General features: G+C 30.2%; 16 protein-coding genes. 13 read left to right on the plus strand and 3 right to left on the minus strand.

Annotation, left to right across the window (positions count from 1 at the left end; translation table 11 throughout):
• The first annotated feature begins 356 nt into the window (after positions 1-356).
• Positions 357-635, plus strand: coding sequence for an ExbD/TolR family protein (locus tag AC1XJX_RS09745; protein WP_482003789.1), 279 nt, complete (start codon positions 357-359; stop codon positions 633-635).
• A 281-nt stretch (positions 636-916) separates the two neighbouring features.
• On the opposite strand, the gene AC1XJX_RS09750 is transcribed toward AC1XJX_RS09745, so the two are convergent.
• The gene (locus tag AC1XJX_RS09750) at positions 917-1,261 is read right to left on the minus strand and encodes a 3D domain-containing protein (RefSeq protein ID WP_482003790.1); all 345 of its coding nucleotides are present in this window, start codon (positions 1,259-1,261) and stop codon (positions 917-919) included.
• A gap of 104 nt (positions 1,262-1,365) precedes the next feature.
• Complete coding sequence (locus tag AC1XJX_RS09755; RefSeq protein ID WP_482003791.1) at positions 1,366-3,342, minus strand: alpha-ketoacid dehydrogenase subunit alpha/beta; 1,977 nt, start codon at positions 3,340-3,342, stop codon at positions 1,366-1,368.
• A 151-nt stretch (positions 3,343-3,493) separates the two neighbouring features.
• Between AC1XJX_RS09755 and AC1XJX_RS09760 the strand changes: the two genes are divergently transcribed.
• The 7 genes from AC1XJX_RS09760 to AC1XJX_RS09790 all read left to right on the plus strand — a co-directional run bounded on the left by AC1XJX_RS09760 (position 3,494) and on the right by AC1XJX_RS09790 (position 12,038).
• Positions 3,494-4,444 (plus strand): isopenicillin N synthase family dioxygenase, encoded by a 951-nt coding sequence (locus AC1XJX_RS09760; RefSeq protein WP_482003792.1) that lies wholly within the window; start codon positions 3,494-3,496, stop codon positions 4,442-4,444.
• 4 nt (positions 4,445-4,448) lie between these two features.
• Positions 4,449-4,778 carry a translation initiation factor gene (locus tag AC1XJX_RS09765; protein WP_482003793.1) on the plus strand — a complete coding sequence of 110 codons (330 nt, stop codon included), beginning with the start codon at positions 4,449-4,451 and terminating at the stop codon, positions 4,776-4,778.
• Positions 4,779-4,782: 4 nt separating this feature from the next.
• Complete coding sequence (locus tag AC1XJX_RS09770) at positions 4,783-5,724, plus strand: DUF1835 domain-containing protein (RefSeq protein WP_482003794.1); 942 nt, start codon at positions 4,783-4,785, stop codon at positions 5,722-5,724.
• Positions 5,714-6,592 carry a nucleoside phosphorylase gene (locus AC1XJX_RS09775; protein ID WP_482003795.1) on the plus strand — a complete coding sequence of 293 codons (879 nt, stop codon included), beginning with the start codon at positions 5,714-5,716 and terminating at the stop codon, positions 6,590-6,592. The genes AC1XJX_RS09770 and AC1XJX_RS09775 overlap by 11 nt, the downstream gene beginning before the upstream one ends.
• Before the next feature lie 4 nt (positions 6,593-6,596).
• Positions 6,597-7,451 carry a substrate-binding domain-containing protein gene (locus AC1XJX_RS09780; RefSeq protein ID WP_482003796.1) on the plus strand — a complete coding sequence of 285 codons (855 nt, stop codon included), beginning with the start codon at positions 6,597-6,599 and terminating at the stop codon, positions 7,449-7,451.
• Positions 7,452-7,520: 69 nt separating this feature from the next.
• The gene (locus AC1XJX_RS09785; RefSeq protein WP_482003797.1) at positions 7,521-8,567 is read left to right on the plus strand and encodes a TlpA family protein disulfide reductase; all 1,047 of its coding nucleotides are present in this window, start codon (positions 7,521-7,523) and stop codon (positions 8,565-8,567) included.
• A 99-nt stretch (positions 8,568-8,666) separates the two neighbouring features.
• Positions 8,667-12,038 carry a S8 family serine peptidase gene (locus tag AC1XJX_RS09790; RefSeq protein ID WP_482003798.1) on the plus strand — a complete coding sequence of 1,124 codons (3,372 nt, stop codon included), beginning with the start codon at positions 8,667-8,669 and terminating at the stop codon, positions 12,036-12,038.
• 45 nt (positions 12,039-12,083) lie between these two features.
• On the opposite strand, the gene AC1XJX_RS09795 is transcribed toward AC1XJX_RS09790, so the two are convergent.
• The gene (locus AC1XJX_RS09795) at positions 12,084-13,634 is read right to left on the minus strand and encodes an NAD(P)H-hydrate dehydratase (RefSeq protein WP_482003799.1); all 1,551 of its coding nucleotides are present in this window, start codon (positions 13,632-13,634) and stop codon (positions 12,084-12,086) included.
• A 340-nt stretch (positions 13,635-13,974) separates the two neighbouring features.
• On the opposite strand from AC1XJX_RS09795, the gene thrA reads away from it, so the two are divergent.
• From thrA to AC1XJX_RS09820, 5 genes are all read left to right on the plus strand, one after another.
• Positions 13,975-16,419 (plus strand): bifunctional aspartate kinase/homoserine dehydrogenase I, encoded by a 2,445-nt coding sequence (thrA, locus tag AC1XJX_RS09800; RefSeq protein WP_482003800.1) that lies wholly within the window; start codon positions 13,975-13,977, stop codon positions 16,417-16,419.
• Positions 16,420-16,422: 3 nt separating this feature from the next.
• Positions 16,423-17,343 (plus strand): homoserine kinase, encoded by a 921-nt coding sequence (locus AC1XJX_RS09805; protein ID WP_482003801.1) that lies wholly within the window; start codon positions 16,423-16,425, stop codon positions 17,341-17,343.
• Between the two features lie 85 nt (positions 17,344-17,428).
• Positions 17,429-18,721 carry a threonine synthase gene (thrC, locus tag AC1XJX_RS09810; RefSeq protein ID WP_482003802.1) on the plus strand — a complete coding sequence of 431 codons (1,293 nt, stop codon included), beginning with the start codon at positions 17,429-17,431 and terminating at the stop codon, positions 18,719-18,721.
• Between the two features lie 34 nt (positions 18,722-18,755).
• Positions 18,756-19,271, plus strand: coding sequence for a GNAT family N-acetyltransferase (locus tag AC1XJX_RS09815; protein ID WP_482003803.1), 516 nt, complete (start codon positions 18,756-18,758; stop codon positions 19,269-19,271).
• 343 nt (positions 19,272-19,614) lie between these two features.
• Positions 19,615-21,087 carry a vanadium-dependent haloperoxidase gene (locus tag AC1XJX_RS09820; RefSeq protein WP_482003804.1) on the plus strand — a complete coding sequence of 491 codons (1,473 nt, stop codon included), beginning with the start codon at positions 19,615-19,617 and terminating at the stop codon, positions 21,085-21,087.
• Positions 21,088-21,355: the final 268 nt, after the last annotated feature.

Genomic DNA, 21,355 nt, shown 5'->3' on the forward strand with positions numbered 1-21,355 from the left:
ATAAATATATTATTAATCAAAAAACAAACAATCATGAGAACTTTAAACAACAATCATTTATCAGGAACTTTAAGCGGTACAAAAAGTAGCAAGTGGAATAGCAAAAGACGTTATAGATAATAGCGTCTTTTTAAACTTTAACTTTCATCAATCAAAAATGAACACAATAAATAAAATATCAAGACATTTTAATAACCTAACACAAGAAAATTTATTTAATAATAATCGTGTTATCAATTTTAATAATTCAAATAATGTTATTTGGAAAGGCTCCAAGCGTTATGCTCACTAATTTTTAATATCGTATGGTATTGTTTTTGTGATTGTAGTTTCTGTTAAACATTTAAACTATAATCATGAGACATTCAAAATTAGTACCAGATGTAAACGCAGGTTCTATGGCAGACATTGCGTTTTTATTACTCATCTTTTTTCTTGTAACAGCAACCATTTCTTCAGATGAAGGCATCAATAGAGTGCTTCCAAAAGATTGCTCAACTGGGGAATGTGATGCTAAAATTTCAGAACGTAATATTTTAAGAATTATTATTAATGGAAACAATGAAGTTATGATTGATAATAATATGGTTGCTATTGAAAATTTAAAAGAAATTACTAAAAAATTTCTTAGATAATAATGGTGATGGTAGTTGCAGTTATTGCAACGGATACAAACTTTCAAATGCATCTGATAATCCAAAAGAAGCGGTTGTTTCATTACAAAATGACAAAAAAACAAATTACAAAACCTATATTGCTCTTCAAAATGAATTGACAAAAGCTTATTACGAATTACGAAATACGTATAGTTTAAATTTTATTAAGAAACCATCAGACAAATTATCTACTTCAGAGTTGAAACTAGTAAGAGAGAGGCTTATCCAATCAAGCTTTCAGAAGCAGAAACTAAAAAATATTAATCATTTTTAAGAATACCATAATCGATGCAAACCCTCCTTCTACCCCAATTTTTTGCAGCTTTTACATCTATACCCATGTAAATATCGATTCTGTTTTTCCAACGAGCATGCATTTTATCTTTTATAAAATATATCCCTTCAAGACCTTCAATCTTTACAGGGATATTATGCTTTAGTCCTTTTCTTAATAAATCTCTTGAAACTGCTATATATTTTAAACCAGGTTTTAAACTATCTCCAAAAGCAGTTATATGTGGATTAGAATCTGTTTGATAGGCAAGTGAATTATAGGCTGTGGCAGTAACAGTCATAGAATTCCATAAATAGGTTTCCTCAAACAATTCATTATGATTTTTACAATTAAAAGAAAATAATAAAACAAGACACATAAGAATCCTCAAAACAACTAATTTTAATATTTTATTGAATAAAAGCATTTTTAAAATCAATAAGATAATAATTCGTTTAAAACTCTTTCAAATCTGTTTTTGGGTAAATATTGAGTTTCTAATTGGTTTGAAAAGGGAATTGGTGTTTCTAAACTAGCAACTCGTTTTACAGGAGCGTCTAGATATTCAAAACAATGCTCCATAATAAGTGCAGAAATATCACTTGCAATACCACCAAATAAGGAATCTTCATGTAAAATAATGGCGCGTCCAGTTTTTTTAACAGAATTAAATATAGTTTCTGTATCCAATGGTTGAAGGGTTCTTAAATCTATTAAATCAGCTAAAATATCAGAATTTCTATCTAAAGTTTCCAGTGCCCAATGGACTGCGGCACCATAACTGATGATTGTAACTTGACTACCCTTTTTTATAACAGAAGCCTTACCAAAAGGTAAAGTATAGTAATCAATTGGAACTTCCTGTCGGATACTTCGATATAAACCTTTATGCTCAAAAAACAACACAGGGTTGGGATCATTAATTGAAGTAGCTAGTAATCCTTTTGCATCATACGGAAATGCTGGATAAACTACTTTTAATCCTGGTGTTTTAGTAAACCATGCTTCGTTAGTTTGTGAATGAAATGGTCCTGCAGACACACCACCACCACAAGGCATTCGAATTACAACATCGGCATTTTGATTCCATCTGTAATGAGATTTTGCTAAATAATTAACTACTGGATTAAATCCAGAAGTAACAAAATCAGCAAACTGCATTTCTACAATGCTTTTAATACCAGATATTGATAATCCCATAGCTGCTTCAATAATAGCAGATTCGCAAATAGGAGTATTTCTAATGCGTTCTTTACCAAATAATTCTATAAAACCTTCTGTTATTTTAAAAGCACCTCCATATTCCGCTATATCTTGTCCCATAATAACTAAATCTTTATGGCGTTCCATATTTTGTTTTAAACTTTCAGAAATAGCATCAATAAAACGGATTTCTTTAGAGTTTGATTTTGAAATAACTTCTTGATATTCAAATTTTTGGTAAACATCATTTAACTCTAAACTTTCATTTGAAACAATAGCGTCTTCATTAAAAGCAACATCTAAATGTTCGTTTATTTCGTTAACAATTTGTTCTTTTATTTTTATATCGTCGTCTTCAGTTAAGAATGATTCGCTTTTTAAAAACCTTTGATAATTTTCAATAGGATCTTTTTCTGCCCAAGTTTCCATTAATTCTTTTGGAACATATTTAGTGCCACTAGCCTCTTCATGACCTCGCATTCTAAAGGTTATAAATTCTAATAAAACTGGTCTAGGATTTGTTCTTAAACTTTCAGCGAAATGTTTAACTTTATTATAAACATCTAAAATATTATTACCGTCAATGATATGAGATTCCATACCATATCCCAATCCTTTATCAGCAATATTTTTACAATTGTATTGCTCATTTGTAGGTGTTGATAAACCATATCCATTATTTTCAACGCAAAATAGAACAGGTAAATCCCAAACGGACGCTATATTTAAAGCTTCATGAAAATCGCCTTCACTAGTTCCACCTTCACCAGTAAAAACAGCTGTAACTTGATTTTTACTTTTTAATTTAGAAGCTAGAGCTATACCATCTGCTACACCTAGTTGCGGACCTAAATGAGAAATCATACCAACAATTTTATATTGTTGTGTACCAAAATGAAACGATCTATCTCTGCCTTTTGTAAAACCCGATGCTTTGCCCTGCCACTGTCCAAATAATCTGTAAAACGGAATTTTTCTGGTTGTAAAAACGCCTAAATTTCTATGCATTGGTAAAACATATTCTTCATCGTTTAATGCCATGGTAACTCCAACAGAAATAGCTTCTTGTCCAATACCGGAAAACCATTTACTAATCTTTCCTTGTCTTAAAAGCACGAGCATTTTTTCTTCTATTAATCTTGGTTTAAGCATGTTTATATACAACTGTATCAAAACATTTTTTTCAAGCTTTTCAGTATTATATTTCATATTAATAGAAGTTATTATCTTTATTTAGAATAATATAGTTTTGGTAATTTCAAATATACCATAAATGGAAATATCTATAAAAAAGTAATACATTAAACTTTACAATGTTTTTGTACATTTGTGGTTAGTTTATATTTTTAAATATCTTCTTATGAACAGTATTCCGAGTGTTAATTTAAAAGACTTTACTTCCCATAACCCAGAAATAAAGCAAAAATTTGTTGATGCTATTGGTAAAGCTTATGAAGAAATTGGTTTTGTAGCTTTAAAAGGGCATTTTTTAGATGATACTTTAGTTGATAATTTATACAAAGAAGTCAAAAATTTTTTTGATTTACCAACTGAAACTAAGCAGAAATACGAAATACCAGGAATTGGCGGTCAACGCGGTTATGTATCCTTTGGTAAAGAAAGTGCTAAAGGTAAAAAGGAAGGGGATTTAAAAGAGTTTTGGCATTTTGGTCAATATGTTGAAAATGATAATGAACTAAAAGTTGAATATCCTGACAATGTTATAGTTGAAGAGCTTTCTGAATTTAATAAAATTGGTAAAGAAGCATACCAAATGCTTGAAAAAACTGCTAAATATGTTTTAAGAGCTTTAGCTTTGTATCTAGGTTTAGAAGAAACATATTTTGATAATTACATACATAATGGAAATTCTATTTTAAGACCGATACACTATCCTCCTATTACAGAAGAGCCAAAAGAAGCCGTTAGAGCTGCTGCACATGGTGATATTAATTTAATCACTTTGCTAATGGGCGCTCAAGGTAAAGGTTTACAAGTTCAAAACCATCATGGGGAATGGATTGATGCCATTGCTGAGTCAGATGAATTAATGATTAATGTTGGTGATATGTTATCAAGACATACCAACAACAAACTAAAATCTACTATTCACAGGGTTACAAATCCTCCTAAAGAGCTTTGGGAAACTTCAAGATATTCTATTCCTTTTTTCATGCATCCTGTAAGTAGTATGGATTTAAATGTTTTAGAGGAATGTATTGATGAAAATAATCCCAAAGCTTTTGATGATATTACTGCTGGTGAATTTTTAACAGAACGCTTAATAGAATTAGGTCTTATTAAAAAGTAATTTGATGGATTTACAAGACCAATTAAAGAATTTATTTCCTAATCATATTTCTTTAGAACACCCTTCAAACGATAAAGAAACAACAGATATTTGGTTGCAAGATGATCCTATTATCTGCAAATACGAAAAACGAAAAGGGAAACCCATAACCATTCTTGAGGGTTATAATGGGGCTCCAGAAGATTTTAAAATTTTATCAAAAGAAATTAAAACCAAACTTAGTGTTGGCGGTAGTTTTAAAGATGATAAAATAATTATTCAAGGTGATTACCGAGATAAAATAATGCATATTTTAAAAGAAAAAGGCTTTAATGTTAAGCGTGTTGGGGGATAATTTTATGAGTAAACAACCACTTCATATTACAAACGGATCTGTTTTAACTAATATTTTAAATGACTTAAACGTTGAAGGCTATAAACTCACATGGCAAGAAATGCTTTGTGAAGGTCCAACTATTGAGGCTGTTTACTCAAACGATTTTTTAAATTTAAGACAATCTTTTTTTGATACATTTTATGATATTGATTTAGATGGAAAAAAAATCAAAAAAGAGTTAAAAAAATTAGATAGTACTGATGATTATTCTGAGATAGTTTTGTGGTTTGAATACGATTTATTCTGTCATATCAACATGGTTGCAGTTATTAGCTTAATTCAACAAAAAAAAATAGATTTACCGATATACTTAGTCTGTAGTGGTAGAGTTGAAGGAAGTAAAAGCTTAAAAAGTTTATCAGAATTATCAACAGGAGAATTATTAAAACATTACAAGAAAAAAGTACTACTTAATGAAGAAGATATAAATATAGCATCTTCTGTTTGGGGCATTTATTGTGGTATTGATCATAATTTATTAAAACCATTTATAGTAAAACCTTCATCCTATAAATACTTAAGTAATTGCTTAAAAGCGCATCTAGAAAGATTCCCAGATTCAACAGATGGATTAAATATTCTAGAAAAAAATATATTGGAGATAATTAACAAAGAAACTATTTCAACTAAACACCATTTATTAGGTTATGCACTCAATTACCAAGGATTTTATGGTTTTGGTGATATGCAATTATCAAGAATAATAGACGATTTAAGTATTTTTTATACCGTTGATAAAAATAGAATACTCCTTAATAGAAAAGGCCACGAAGCTTTGATTGGGCATCATAATTTTTCAATTGAAATTAATAATAATATGGCTTTTGGAGGTGTTAATAAGTATGATTTTCAATTTAGCAAATCAAAAAACCAATTAATAAAGTCTATTTTAAATGCTAATTAAACAATCGGAACTTATTTTAAATCCTGATGGCAGTGTTTATCACTTAAACTTAAAGCCTGAAAATGTTGCTGCTACTATTATTTTTGTTGGAGACCAAGATCGGGTAGAAAAAATTACCAAATATTTTGATTCGATTGAATGTACTATTCAAAAAAGAGAATTTAAAACTCAAACAGGCAGGTATAAAGGAAAACGAATAAGTGTTATTTCAACTGGAATTGGTCCAGATAATATCGATATTGTTTTAAATGAATTAGATGCGCTTTTTAATATCGATTTAAAAACAAGACAAGTTAAAGAAACACTCAGAAGTATCGATATTATTAGAATTGGCACCTCAGGATCCTTGCAAAAAGATATTCCTGTAGACTCATTTGTATTAAGTGAATATAGTTTAGACTTAAATGGTTTACTTCATTCATATAAAAATGAACATATTAGTAATCCTGAAATAGAAAACGCTTTTATTCTTCAAACTAATTGGTCTCAAAACAAATCAAAACCATTAATTATAAAAGCCAGCAATAAATTAAAAAAATCTTTTAAAAGCGATAAAACACATTTAGGTTTAACTGCTACCGCAGGAGGTTTTTATGGCCCACAAGGTCGTGTTTTAAGATTAGAGATTCAAGATCCAGAATTAAACCAGAAAATGGATAGTTTTAATTTTAAAGGGATAAAAATTACTAATTTAGAGATGGAAACATCTGCTATATATGGACTTTACAAATTATTAGGTCATCATGCACTTTCATTAAATGCAATTATTGCCAATAGAGCAGATGGAACTTTTAGTAAAAAACCTTCTCAAGTTGTTAGAGATTTAATAATTTATACCTTAAATAAAATTGTAGAACAAACCGATTGATTTAATGATTAAAATTAATATTGGCGGTGTACCAGAACACTTTAACTTAGCATGGTACTTAACACTAAAAGATGGAGAATATAAAGAAAATGGGATTAATTTACGCTGGATTGATTATCCAGATGGTACTGGTGCTATGTGTAAAGCATTAAGGAATAAAGATATCGATCTAGCTGTTATTTTAACGGAAGGGATTATTAAGGATATTATTGATGGTAACCCTAGTAAAATTGTACAAACATTTGTAGAAACACCATTAGTATGGGGTATACATGTTGCAAAAGATTCGCCATATAAAACTGTAAAAGACTTAAAGGGAAGAAAAGCTGCAATTAGCAGATATGGCTCAGGATCTCATTTAATGGCTTTCATTAATGCAGAGAATAATAATTGGGACTTAAAAAATGATTTAGATTTTGAAGTAATTAAAGATTTAGATGGCGCTGTTAAAGGTTTAACAGAAGGTGCTGCAGATTATTTTTTATGGGAAAAATTCACAACAAAACCCCTGGTTGATGATGGTGTTTTTAGACGCATTGGCAACTGCCCTTCTCCATGGCCTTGTTTTGTAATCGCTGTTAGAGAAGATTTTATTGATTCTAATAAAGAAGAATTGGAAACTATTTTAAATATTATTAATAATACAACTGTTGAATTTAAAGATATTCCAAGTATAGATAAAACAATTGCAAACCGTTATAAACAAAAGCTTGATGATGTTCAGCAATGGTTAAGCATAACAGAATGGTCTCAATCTCTAATTGATAAAACAACAGTAATGAAAACCCAAAAAGAATTGTTCGCTTTAGAAATTATTCCAGAAATAGTTTCTTATGAAAAGCTAACTCATAAACTATAAATGTTAAACTTTTAAAAAAATCAATTTGTATAATTCTATATTCATATTTTTAAAAAATTTTAAGACAAAATGAAAAAAATACTACTTCCAATATTAGCAATTGCTTTAATAGCTTGCAAACAAGAGCCAAAAGATTACGCTACGCTATCGGGAAAAATAACAAATAAAAACAGTGATTCTATAGTCGTTAGAACCCAAACATTTTCTAAAACTATTAAAGTAAATGAAGATGGGACCTTTAAAGATACTTTAAAGGTAGAAACTGGTATTCATACCCTTTATGATGGTGTTGAAGCCACTTCTGTATTTCTTAAAAATGGGTTTGATTTAAATATTTCTCTTAACGCAAAAGAGTTTGATGAATCCATTATTTTTGAAGGTTTTGGAGCAGAACACAGTAAGTTTTTAGCTGAAAATTCATTACTTCAAGAAGAACTTCTAGATTTAGATGTATTAAGTAACCTTGATATGACTGGATTGGAGAATGAATTAAATAGTATTGATGTCAAATTAACTCAATTTTATAATACTAACACACAAGTTGACACCTCTATAACCAATAGCTTAAAAAACAGCATTAAGCCCATGTTATCAGCTTATAAAAATTATTTAGCTGAAGGTATTATTCTTAAAACCGAACTTCCAAAAGGGTCAATATCACCAATTTTTGACAATTATGAGAATTTTAAAGGTGGAACTACATCACTGAGTGATTTAAAAGGAACATATGTATACGTTGATGTTTGGGCTACTTGGTGTGGACCCTGTATTGCTGAAATTCCATCATTAAAGAAATTAGAAAAAGATTTTCATGGAAAAAATATTCAATTTGTAAGTCTTTCTGTTGATGACGGTAGAGGATACAGAGCAGCTTCAAAAGAGGAAGCTAGAGTTTTAGCAAAAGAAGGATGGAAAAAAATGATAACAGAAGAAAAACTTGGCGGGATTCAAATACTTGCACCAGATGGATGGCAATCTAAATTTATAAGAGATTATAAAATAAATGGGATTCCTAGATTTATATTAATTGATCCTAATGGAAATATTGTAACTCCTGATGCACCAAGACCTTCAAGCACAAGTATTATCGAATTATTTGAAGAGTTAGATATTTAAAATATTTTTTCAAAACTTAATTAATTAATAATTTACCAGTTTATTATTAATTTTTATTAAATTTTAGTATTTTTCAAGAAAAATTTAAAAAAAATTGCAATGTTAAAAAACTACTTTAAAATTAAATTATGTGTTTTTTTATTCACATTTATTTTTTCATTCGGATTTTCTCAAACACCTAATGAAATCAAAAAGACTACTAAAAATTACAATAAAAGTAAATTATTTGAATTGGAAAGGTCTTTAAAAAACTCTTTTAATCAAGAATATTCTGATGCAGTTCGCTTAGCTAATCAAAACAATTGGCCTATTATTTATTCGGAAGGAACTACTGTTTATCAAATAAAAACGGTAATTAATGGTAAGCCTATTTATATAAGCTCTGATAATGTTGATGCAGCAATATCTACAAGAACAAACTATTTACACAATGGAGGTGGTTTAGGTCTAGATTTAGAAGGGCAAAACATGAATGTACACATTTGGGAAGTTGGAGGAGTTGCTCCAGTAAATCATAACGAATTTGATGGTGTTGGAGGAACTGATAGAGTTTCAATTGGCGATGGCACAACAGCAATAGAACCTCATGCTGGACATGTTACTGGAACCATAGTAGCATCTGGTTTAGATCCTTTAGCAAAAGGAATGGCTCCTCAAGCTAGTGCTGTGGTTTATGATACTACTAATAGATTAGCAGAAATAACTAATGCTGCAACAAATGGACTTTTATTATCAAATCATTCATATGGTATTCCCGCGGAAAGCCTTAAAGATGATCTTAGTTGGATAATGGGTGCTTACACTCAAGATTCTAAAAATTTAGATGACATCATGTTCAATGCTCCTTATTATCTATACGTTGGTTCCGCTGGTAATTCTGGAAATGATAATACTTCAAATTCCAATCCTTTAGGTGGCAATTCTGATTATGATAAATTATCATCAGAAAAAACTTCAAAGAATAGCTTAATTATTGCAAATGGACAAGATGCTACAATAAATCCTGATGGAACTCTTAATAGTGTCCTAAGAAATCTAAGTAGTTCAGAAGGGCCAACTGACGATTTAAGAATTAAGCCGGACATTATGGGGAACGGAACTGGAGTTTATTCTTCAACCGTTGTTTCAACAGGACGTTTTACAATTCATGAATATGCAACTTTCTCAGGTACATCTATGTCTGCACCTAATGTATGCGGTTCATTGTTGCTATTACAACAACATCATAATAATATTAATGGGTCATTTATGAAAGCTGCAACCTTAAAGGGTTTAGCTTTACATACTGCTGATGATGTTAATGGCTTAGGACCAGATGCAAACACTGGTTGGGGTTTATTAAATACTAAACTTGCAGCTGAAACTATAACTGATAATGGATTTTCATCTTTAGTTTCTGAGGAAACATTAGTAGAAGGAGAGTCTTTTTCAATTGATGTTGTTTCTGATGGCACTAATCCTTTGTTAGCTTCTATATCATGGACTGATAGAGGGGGGCAATTAAATCCAACTGGTGCTGTAAACGATGGAATAATATATTTTAATGATGATACGCCTGCTTTAGTAAACGATTTAGATATCAGAGTAACACAAACATCAAATACTTACACACCTTGGAAATTAACAGGTGTAGATACAAATGCTCAAGGAGATAATTTTGTTGACCCATACGAGCGAGTAGATATTTCTGGTGCTGCTGGTACATATACAATCACTGTAACACACAAAGGAAGTTTAGTAGGCGGTTCTCAAGATTTTTCATTAATTGTTACGGGTGTTACTTCTAATTTTAATTTTAATACAGCTACATCAGAGCAAACTATTTGCACTCCAAGTAATGCTTCTTATACCTTTGATTATCTTGAAACTGGTGGTGCAGCCACAAACTTTTCATTATTAAATGTTCCTGCAGGTGCATCAACAAATATAAGTCCTAATTCATTAAATGCTAACGGATCATTTGATGTGACTTTTAGTAATTTAACAAATGTTCTCGCAGATACATATGAGATAAGCGTGATTGGTAATGACGGTAGTGAAACTAAAAGTAAAAAAATTAAACTAAGAGTATTAAAACCTGATTTCACAAATTACCCTCAAGCATTAAGTTCTCCAAATAATGGAGCTACCGGAATGCCAAATTCTCTAACTTTATCATGGTCTGAAAACACCAATGCTGAAAGTTATTTAGTTCAAGTGTCTACTAACCCCTCTTTTTCTTCTATTGATTTTTCAAGTACAGAAACAGATCTAGACTTTGAACTTACAGGATTAAACAGTGAAACTGTTTATTATTGGAGAGTTCGACCAGATAACAATTGTAGTAATGGTGATTTTTCTCAAATTTATAGTTTCCAAGTCGGTGCTTTAAACTGTGGAAATGTTTATAGTGCATCCGATTTTAGTGATGCAAATATACTTACCACTGCTGGTGATTTAGCTTCCGTGCCGGTTACTGTATCAACTGGAGGATCAATTATAAATTCAATTGAAACTAGTTTTGAAATCAATCACACTTGGGTTAATGATATTAATATTACCCTTGAAGGCCCTAATTCCATTGGAAATACTCAGGTCCTTTTATTTGATAGTTCATGTACAACTGATACAGGTGGTAGTAGTACGAATCCTGGAGATGGTGATAATTTTAATGTTACTTATTCAGATCTAGGTTCCCCATTATTTTGTGATGATATAAATGTTCCAAGTATTTCTGGAACCATTTTACCTATTGAAAGTCTTTCTGCTTATAGTGGTTTAGCAGCTGATGGAGTTTGGACTCTTAGAATTAGTGACCCTAATAACGGTGACGGTGGAGATATAATTGCTTTTAGTATAAATGTTTGTACTGTGGATGATATAGCTTCAATTCCAACTTTGGTTAATAACGGTTTTAATGCTCCTCTAAATGCTACTTATACATTTTCATCTTCGGATATCGAGGCAACATCTGATTCTGAAACTGCAACTCAACAAATCTATACTATTGTAGAATTACCTAATATAGGTACACTTGAGAAAAATGCTGTACCTCTTAATGTTGGTGATTCATTTACCCAAGATGATATAAATACTGCAAAAATATCTTACAAAAATATTCAAACAGCAGCTTATAACGACTCATTTAAAGTAGATATTAAGAACGCTGCAAATGGATGGCTAGCTAATCAGATTGTTTCTATGGATAATGCGCTTTCATTAAAAGAATTAAACACCTATAATGTTAATATTTGGCCTAATCCAACTAACGAAAATATTAATGTTCAATTGGAAAATTTAATTTCTAACAATGATGTATCAATTAGCTTATATGATATTAGAGGTAGAATTATAAAAAATTATAAATACGAGGTTAACGCAACTAGTTTAACAAAATCAATTGAAGTGAATGATGTTATAAATGGTGTATATTTATTAGAAATTAAACAAGGAAACAAAAAAACTACTCATAAAATTATTATTAATAATTAAACAAGAACTAGTATAAATTAAAAAGCCGCCTAACAGCGGCTTTTTTTATGCGTTTTCGGAAGCACCTTCTTCTATAGGTTCTTCTTGTTGTTTAAACAAATCTAAATAAGCTTTACCTATATATTCAATAACATGTGTTGCGATTAAACTTTGATATCCAAAATCTTCTACAGCTATATCAGCAGCTTTACCATGCAAATAAACACCAAAAATACTCGCAACTAAATGATTATAACCTTGAGAAATTAATCCAGTGATAATACCAGTTAAAACATCTCCGCTTCCTGCAGTTGACAAACCTGGATTACCGGTAGTATTTACATATAATTTATCTTCAAAAACAGTGATGGTGTTAGCGCCTTTAATTATTAAAACTAGATTATGTTTTTTGGAAAATGTTTTTGCTTTTTTAAGTTTATCAAAATCATTTTTCCATACACCTATCAAACGTTCTAATTCTTTTGGGTGTGGCGTTAAAACGCATTGTTCTGGTAATAATTTTAATAATCCGTTATTTTTTGATAAAATATTTATGCCATCCGCATCAACTATCAAAGGTTTTTTATTGGTTTTCAAAAAATCTTCAAATGCGTCAATAGTTTTAATATCTGTCCCTGCTCCCATCCCAAAAGCAATAACCGCTGGCTCAATATCAAATTTTATGAACGTAATGTGCTCTTCATTTTCATCAGTAATCACCATGGCTTCAGGAAATGATGCTTGTAAAGCATGATAACCACAACTAGGAATATATGCAGTAACTAAACCAGCACCAGAAAATAAAGCCGCTTTACTTGATAGTGTAACTGCTCCAATTTTCCCATAACTGCCACCAATTATCAAACTGTGCCCAAATTGCCTTTTATGAGAAAATTTTTCTCGAGGAATATAATTAGGAAGTACTTCGTGTTTTCCTATCAATTCTATTTCTGTTTGTGTGGCATATAAATAATCTTTATCTAAACTAATATCCAAAACTTCCCACTGCAAGGTATATTTCGCTGTTTCAGGTAAAAAGAAAATCAATTTTGGAGATGCAAAACTTAAGGTATAACTCGCATAAACGGCAGCGTCTTTATCTTCTAAGTTTTTGTCTGTATACAATCCAGATGGAATATCGATAGATAAAGTAAAAGCCTTTGATGTTTTAAAATGAATAAATAAGTCTTTAACCCAATCAACAACTGGTCTATTTAAACCAATACCAAAAACAGCATCTACAATAATATCATCCTGTTTTATTTCAGGAAAATCATCTTTACATTTTAATAGCGTAGGCCATTTTTTTGTAACATTCTTAATCCGATCATAATTAATTAAAAAATCTTTTGAGCGTTTATCACCACAATTAACGATATAAGTATTTACATTATAGCCATCTAAAATTAAATGTCTTGCTAATACCAAACCATCGCCCCCATTATTACCAATACCACAAAAAACATATATGGGTACTTGAGCACCTTGAATACGTAGATGCATCCAATTAAAAATTTGGGTGCCTGCACGTTCCATTAAATCAGTAGAAGTTATTTTTTGACGTTCTGAAGTTAACTTGTCGCCTTCATAAATTTGTTCTTTTGAAAAAATTTTCATTTGTTTAATTATTGATTTTTCAATTCTTGAATGTATTCATTAGATATCTTAAAAGAAATTTACTTCAATATAAGAATACGTCAAAAAAAAATATTTAGTTTTTTTATTAGGTTAAAAGTAATACTTTTGAATTGTATATTTATTGACAAAATGAATCATTTAAACCAAAATATGTCTCTAATCATTACTTTTTTATTAAAGTTAATTACTTCTATTTTTGGTACTACTATAAATACTACAACCCTTTGGGGTTATTAATTATATATTCTTCAGGCTACTTTTGTAATTTTAAAAATTACATTTTTTCAATTATTTCTTTTAATTATCAATATATTAAAACATGAAGGTTTTAAAGTTTGGTGGGACTTCTGTGGGTTCTTCAAAAAACATAAATACTGTTATTAAAATTTTAGAAGATTATTCTAAGATAGATTCATTGATTTGCGTTGTTTCTGCGGTTGGTGGTATTACAGATAAATTACTTTTAGCTGGAAATCAAGCTAAAAATAAACAGAAGGCATATTCTGAATCGTTCGATATTATTAAAGATATTCATTTAAATATCATTAACGAACTAAATTCTAATGATGCTAATAACATTATCGGTTTTGTTGGTGAAAAATTAAATGAATTAAAAAACTTATTAGATGGTATTTATTTGATTAATGAATTATCACCAAAAACATCAGATAAATTAGTAAGTTTTGGTGAGATTTTATCTTCTTTCATCATAGCAGAAACTGTGAAAAATCGAGGCTTATTTGCAAATCGAAAAAACACTCAAGAACTTATTATTACAAATTCTAACTTTAGCAAAGCAGAAGTTAATTATAGTATTACCAATAAAAATATTCAAGATTATTTTAAGACAACCTCTGAAAAAATAACAATTTTACCAGGTTTTGTATCCAAATCTACTACAGGAGAACAAACCACTTTAGGTCGCGGTGGCTCCGATTTTACAGCGGCAATTGTGGCCGCAGCCTTAAAAGTGGAGCAATTAGAAATTTGGACAGATGTTAGTGGTATGTTTACTACCAACCCGAAATTGGTTAAACAAGCCTACCCTATTGATAAAATATCGTATCAAGAAGCGATGGAACTATCGCATTTTGGTGCTAAAGTTTTATATCCACCAACGGTACAACCTGTGTTAAATTTAAATATTCCTATACATATTAAAAATACATTAGAACCAGAATCTGTTGGTACAATCATTTCAAATGATGAAACAAATTCTATTAACCCTGTAAAGGGTATTAGTAATATTTCAAACATTTCGCTTTTAACCTTGCAGGGAAGCGGTATGGTTGGTATTCCAGGGTTTTCTAAACGATTATTTGAAACTTTATCACAGGAAAAAATCAATGTTATTTTAATAACGCAAGCCTCTTCAGAACATTCTATTTGTTTAGGAATTGATGATCAAGATGCTGAAAAAGCTAAATTAGCTATTGATACCACTTTTGAAAACGAAATTGCAGTACATAAAATAGACCCAATTATTGTTGAAAATGGCCTTTCTATTATTGCACTAGTAGGTGATAATATGAAAAATCATCAAGGTATTAGTGGTAAAATGTTTAGCACTTTAGGCAAAAACAATATAAATATTAGAGCGATAGCGCAAGGTGCTTCAGAAAAAAATATCTCAGCAGTTATTTTAGAAAAAGATGTTAAAAAAGCTCTCAATACACTTCATGAACAATTTTTTGAATCTAAAACGAAACAACTCAATGTATTTATTACTGGAGTTGGTAATGTTGGAGAGCGTTTAGTCGAGCAAATTAAACAACAACGAAAGTATTTAAAAGAAAACTTAAAAATTAATCTTCGTGTTGCTGGGTTATCAAATTCCAGAACTATGATTTTTAATGAAGAAGGCATCGATTTAAATTCTTGGAAAGATCAATTAGCTAAAGGTGAAAAAGCAACTTTAGAAGACTTTTTCGAAAACACAAAAGCTTTAAATTTACGCAATAGTATTTTTGTTGATGTTACGGCTAATGCCGAGGTTGCTAATTTATATGCTAATTATTTAAGACAAAGTATTGGTGTGGTTGCTTGTAATAAAATTGCGTGTTCTAGCGATCTAGATAATTACAAATTGTTAAAGCGTTTATCGTTAAAATATAATGCGCCATTTTTATTTGAAACTAATGTTGGTGCAGGTTTACCTATTATAGACACCTTAAGTAATTTAATTGCTTCAGGTGATAAAATTACGTCTATTCAAGCTGTTTTATCCGGTAGTTTAAACTTTGTGTTTAATAATTTTAATGACACTACTAAGTTTTATGATGTAGTAAAACAAGCTGCTGCTGAGGGTTACACAGAACCAGACCCAAGAATTGATTTAAGCGGTGTAGATGTAGCTAGAAAAATATTAATTTTAGCCAGAGAAAGCGGTGTTGAAATGAATTTAGATAATATTCATAATACATCATTTTTGTCAGATTCTGGATTAAAAAGTGATTCTGTTGATGATTTTTACAAAACATTAATTTCAGATGAATCGCATTATCAAAAATTATATACTTCCGCGAAAGCAAAAAATTGCCAACTAAAATATGTTGCACAATTTAATAATGGACAAGCTAGTGTTGGCCTAGAAGAAATTCCGCAAGGACATCCATTTTATAATTTAGAAGGAAAAGATAATATCGTAATGTTTTACACACAACGGTATCCAGAACAACCCATGATTATTAAAGGTGCTGGTGCTGGTGCTGATGTGACTGCTTCTGGGCTATTTGCTGATATTATAAGAATAGGAAATGATTAAAACATGAATGAAATAAAAATATTTTCTCCTGCAACTGTTGCAAATGTATCCTGTGGCTTTGATGTTTTAGGGTTTTGTTTAGATAGTGTTGGAGACGAGATGGTGATTAGAAAAACTGATAAAAAAGGGATTCATATTACCAAAATTGTTGGTTTTGATTTACCATACGAAACCGAATTGAATGTTGCTGGCGTTTCTGCATTGGCTATGTATGATGCTATTGATGTTGATTTTGGTTTTGAAATAGAAATTTATAAAAATATTAAACCAGGAAGTGGTATTGGCAGTAGTGCTGCAAGTGCTGTTGGTAGTGTTTTTGGTATGAATGAGCTTTTAGGAAACCCATTTAATAAAACACAATTAACCGAGTTTGCTATTAAAGGTGAAGCTTTAGCTAGTAAATGCGAACATGCAGATAACTTGGCTCCTGCTATTTTTGGAGGTTTTACATTAGTAAAAACAATAGCACCATTAGAAATATTAGAAATTCCAACGCCTCAAGATTTATATGCAACAATTATTCATCCACAAATAGAAATAAAAACATCTGAAGCGCGAGCTATTTTACCAAAAGAAATCCCTTTAAATGATGCCATAATACAATGGGCAAATTTTGGAAGTTTAGTACATGCTTTACATACAAATAATTACAACTTAATAGAAAGATCGTTACACGATCATGTAGTAGAACCCTATAGAAGTAAGCTAATTCCTCATTTTGATGCTGTTAAAAGTACGATGCTAAATGCGGGTGCTTTAGGAGCTGGAATCTCTGGTTCTGGACCTTCAATATTTTCATTATGTAAAGGTTTAAAAGTTGCAAAAAATGTGAAAGATGCTGTTGAAAAGGTGTATTCTGAAACAGGAATAAAATTTGATATTCATGTGTCAAAAATTAATAAAGAAGGTATAAAAATAATATAATTAAGTAAACCGTTTACAGTTGAAGCATACGGTTAAAATTAATAGAATACAAAAATATTCGTGAATTCGTGGCAAAATAAAATATATGAACTATTATTCATTAAACCATAAAGCAGCAAACACCAATTTTAAGGATGCGGTAATAAAAGGATTAGCACCAGATAAGGGATTATATTTTCCTGAATCAATAACACCTCTACCTAAATCATTTTGGAACAATATAGACAACTTATCCAATTCTGAAATAGCTTTTGAAACCATCAAACAATTTGTTTCTCCAGAAATTCCAGATTCTATTTTAAAAACAATTGTTGAAGAAACTTTATCGTTTGATTTTCCTGTAGTTAAATTGAATCATAATATATCCACATTAGAATTATTTCATGGTCCTACTATGGCATTTAAAGATGTAGGTGCCCGTTTTATGGCACGTTGTCTAGGTTATTTCAACAAAGACAACACCAACGAAGTAACCGTTTTAGTTGCTACCTCTGGCGACACTGGAGGTGCGGTTGCCAATGGTTTTTTAGATGTAAAAGGCGTTAATGTAGTGATATTGTACCCTAGCGGAAAAGTAAGCGATATTCAAGAAAAACAATTAACTACTCTTGGAAAAAACATTACAGCTTTAGAAGTAAATGGTACGTTTGATGATTGCCAAGCGATGGTTAAAACCGCATTTTTAGATGATGCGTTAACGAGCAAAATGCAATTAACCTCTGCTAATTCAATAAACGTTGCACGGTGGTTGCCTCAATTATTCTATTTCATTTTTGCTTACAAGCAATTGCATAAACAATTTAATGACATCGTTTTTTCTGTACCTAGCGGAAATTTTGGCAATATCTGTGCAGGTATGATGGCTCAACAATTAGGTTTACCTATAAACCATTTTATAGCATCTAATAATGACAATAATGTGGTAACTCGATATTTAATATCACAATTATATGAGCCCAAAAAGTCTGTTCAAACTATAAGTAATGCTATGGACGTTGGTGCTCCAAGTAATTTTATCAGAATTGAAGAGATTTACAAAAACAACTTCGAAAATTTAAAAAATAATTTAACATCTTATAGTTTTAATGATGCAGAAACAAGAGATGCTTTATTTGAAATTTATAACGATTTTAAATATGTAGCAGATCCGCATGGTGCAGTTGGTTATTTAGGTTGTAAAGTGTATTTAAAAGACCATCCAGAAGCACATTGTGTGTTTTTAGAAACAGCGCACCCTACCAAATTTTTAGATGTTGTAGAAGATGTTATTAAAGAAAAGCAACCACTCCCTACTCAAATACAAGCTGTTATGGGAAAAGAGAAAGTTTCAATGTTAATTGAAACTTATGATGAACTAAAATCGTTTCTTTTGTCATAAATTTTCAAACTATCTTTTTGTTACATTTCTTTTTATGATATCCATTATTAAAGCAACTTTAAAAGACGCAGCTTTGCTTACTTTTATTGGTAAAAAATCATTTGTTGAAGCCCATGGTAGAAGTGCTCCAGAAAATGATATAAAAACTTATGTAAATAAAAATTTTACAGAGAAAAAATTCAAAGAGGAGTTAGAAGACTCAAATAATATTTTTAATATTATTTACTTTAATAAGGAAGCTGTTGGTTATTCTAAAATTATTTTTGATTTTGAACATTCCAATATTCCTTTTAAAAACGTTACTAAATTAGAACGTTTATATTTAATTGAAGGTTTTCATGGTAACAAGTTAGGTTTTAAATTATTTAATTTTAATTTAAATACGTCTAAAAAGCATAATCAATCAGGAATGTGGTTATATGTTTGGGTAGAAAATCATAAAGCAATCAATTTTTATAAAAAAATAGGTTTTAAAATTATAGGAAAACATGATTTTAAAATTTCAATAACACATGCCAACCCAAACCACCAAATGCTATTAACTTTTTAAAATTAGTTATATGAATTTTATAGATTGGATTCGATTTTTAGAGGTTTTTCAAATTCTTTTAGCTTATATTTTTTGTTATCGCTAATATACATAACTCGCATTTAGTATTTATTTAACTCAATCTTATTGGTAAACTATGGCCTTTTAAACCTCTATACTTTTTAAACTATTGCCCTTTTATTGTATTAGAAAGTGCTTAGGTTTAAATGTTTTTAAATTCATTATTAAAATTCAAACCATAATCTACTAGTTTTCCCATAAAAATTTCAGAAATTGTGGAGCAATAAATTATAAAGATTTAATTTAAATTATTTTTCCTTTCAAAAAATTAAAACAATATAAAATGAAAAAAATATTTTTACTTTTTACACTAATAATTGTAGCTTTTAATTGTAAGCAATTTCAAAAAAACACTGAAAAGCAAAAAACAATTGAAAATTTTGATCCTAGAGGAATTGATAATATTGCTTACAAATGGGGTAAAATGGCATTAACTGCCACAGCGAATGATACCGAAAAGTTTGCTCCAAGACCAACCATTACCTCTAGATATTTAGGATTAATATTTGTTTCCATTTTTGATGCTTGGTCATTTTATGATAGTAAAGCCATACCAGTTTATCTTGAAGGAGTTGATAAAAGACCTATAGAAGAACAAACGCTTAAAAACAAAGAAATAGCTATAAGTTTTGCTGCTTTTAGAGCAATGAGTGAGTACTATTACTCAGATCGAGAATTGTTTGCAAATTTCATGTTGGAGTTAGGTTTAGATCCTAATAACGAATCATTAGATCCAAATACACCTGAAGGTATTGGTAATTTAGCTGCAAAAGCTACCATACAATCTAGAAAAGGAGATGGATCAAATCAATATGGTGAAGAAGATGTTTCTAACAACGAACCCTATTTTAATTATGTTGGATACGAACCTGTGAATTCCGCAGATAAGAATGTAGACCCTAATCGATGGCAACCTAAATACTTTGCAGATGGCAAAGGTGGCGAATTTGCTCCAGGTTGTTTAACACCTTTTTGGGATAAGGTTAAACCTATCGCATTAAAATCTGGTGATCAATTTCGACCAGGACCTCCCCCAATGATTGGTTCTGAACAACTAGAAAAAGAAGTTCAAGAAGTGATAGAAATGCAAGCAAATCTTACAGATTATGAAAAAGCCTTGGTAGAATTTATGAGAGATGGCCCTCAATCAGTTCAACAAGCAGGTCATTGGTTAAAATTTGCTCAAGAAATTTCTATTCGAGATCACCACACGATAGATGAAGATGTGAAAATGTATTTTTACAATCAGGTTGTAGCCATGGATGCTTTTATTGCTTCGTGGGATTCAAAAATGTTTTATGATTATGCAAGACCATATGCTTTGGTTCATCAATATTATGATAATCAAAAGATTAAAGCTTGGGGAGGTGAAGGAAAAGGAATTATTGAGATAGATGGAGGAAAATGGAGACCTTATTCTCCAGAAACTTTTTTATGTCCACCATTTCCTAGCTATGTTTCTGGGCATAGTACTATTAGTGGTGGTTGCGGTGAAGCTTTAAAAATTTGGACAGGAAGTGATGAATTTGGAGCTGAAGCCGAATTAGTTGCTGGAGCTATGACAGAACCAGATAATTTAGGAGATACCATAACTTTAAAATTTTCAACTTTCACAGAAGCTGCTGAAATGGCAGGAATATCAAGAGTATTAGGAGGTTATCATATTCAAGCTGATAATGTAGCTGGATTAGAATTAGGAAGAAATGTAGCTAGAGAAGTTTGGAAGTTCTATAAAAACCATGTTGGAGAGGAATAGAAAAAATTTAAATATTAATTTATACCTTAAGAATCTTGATGAGAACTAGTGATTTAAATGATATTCTTGAAACTTTTAATCATCAATAAATTTAGCAAAACATTGAGGATAAACAATTAGTTTAAATTCATAAGATAGCTATAAACCGAAAATTAAGATTTAATAACTTTTATGAAAATATTATTAAAAACCACACACGAATTGTCTTCTCATTATCATTATCATTATGAAACATTTCAGTTTTTGAAATAATTTTGCAGAATTATAT

Source organism: Flaviramulus sp., from assembly GCF_982512915.1.

What these genes read in the sequence shown, in the direction of transcription:
- AC1XJX_RS09745 (WP_482003789.1), top strand. Translation starts at nt 357, where the DNA reads ATGAGACATTCAAAATTAGTACCAGATGTAAACGCAGGTTCTATGGCA.
- AC1XJX_RS09755 (WP_482003791.1), bottom strand. Translation starts at nt 3,342, where the DNA reads ATGAAATATAATACTGAAAAGCTTGAAAAAAATGTTTTGATACAGTTG.
- AC1XJX_RS09760 (WP_482003792.1), top strand. Translation starts at nt 3,494, where the DNA reads ATGAACAGTATTCCGAGTGTTAATTTAAAAGACTTTACTTCCCATAAC.
- AC1XJX_RS09765 (WP_482003793.1), top strand. Translation starts at nt 4,449, where the DNA reads ATGGATTTACAAGACCAATTAAAGAATTTATTTCCTAATCATATTTCT.
- AC1XJX_RS09770 (WP_482003794.1), top strand. Translation starts at nt 4,783, where the DNA reads ATGAGTAAACAACCACTTCATATTACAAACGGATCTGTTTTAACTAAT.
- AC1XJX_RS09775 (WP_482003795.1), top strand. Translation starts at nt 5,714, where the DNA reads ATGCTAATTAAACAATCGGAACTTATTTTAAATCCTGATGGCAGTGTT.
- AC1XJX_RS09780 (WP_482003796.1), top strand. Translation starts at nt 6,597, where the DNA reads ATGATTAAAATTAATATTGGCGGTGTACCAGAACACTTTAACTTAGCA.
- AC1XJX_RS09785 (WP_482003797.1), top strand. Translation starts at nt 7,521, where the DNA reads ATGAAAAAAATACTACTTCCAATATTAGCAATTGCTTTAATAGCTTGC.
- AC1XJX_RS09790 (WP_482003798.1), top strand. Translation starts at nt 8,667, where the DNA reads ATGTTAAAAAACTACTTTAAAATTAAATTATGTGTTTTTTTATTCACA.
- AC1XJX_RS09795 (WP_482003799.1), bottom strand. Translation starts at nt 13,634, where the DNA reads ATGAAAATTTTTTCAAAAGAACAAATTTATGAAGGCGACAAGTTAACT.
- thrA (WP_482003800.1), top strand. Translation starts at nt 13,975, where the DNA reads ATGAAGGTTTTAAAGTTTGGTGGGACTTCTGTGGGTTCTTCAAAAAAC.
- AC1XJX_RS09805 (WP_482003801.1), top strand. Translation starts at nt 16,423, where the DNA reads ATGAATGAAATAAAAATATTTTCTCCTGCAACTGTTGCAAATGTATCC.
- thrC (WP_482003802.1), top strand. Translation starts at nt 17,429, where the DNA reads ATGAACTATTATTCATTAAACCATAAAGCAGCAAACACCAATTTTAAG.
- AC1XJX_RS09815 (WP_482003803.1), top strand. Translation starts at nt 18,756, where the DNA reads ATGATATCCATTATTAAAGCAACTTTAAAAGACGCAGCTTTGCTTACT.
- AC1XJX_RS09820 (WP_482003804.1), top strand. Translation starts at nt 19,615, where the DNA reads ATGAAAAAAATATTTTTACTTTTTACACTAATAATTGTAGCTTTTAAT.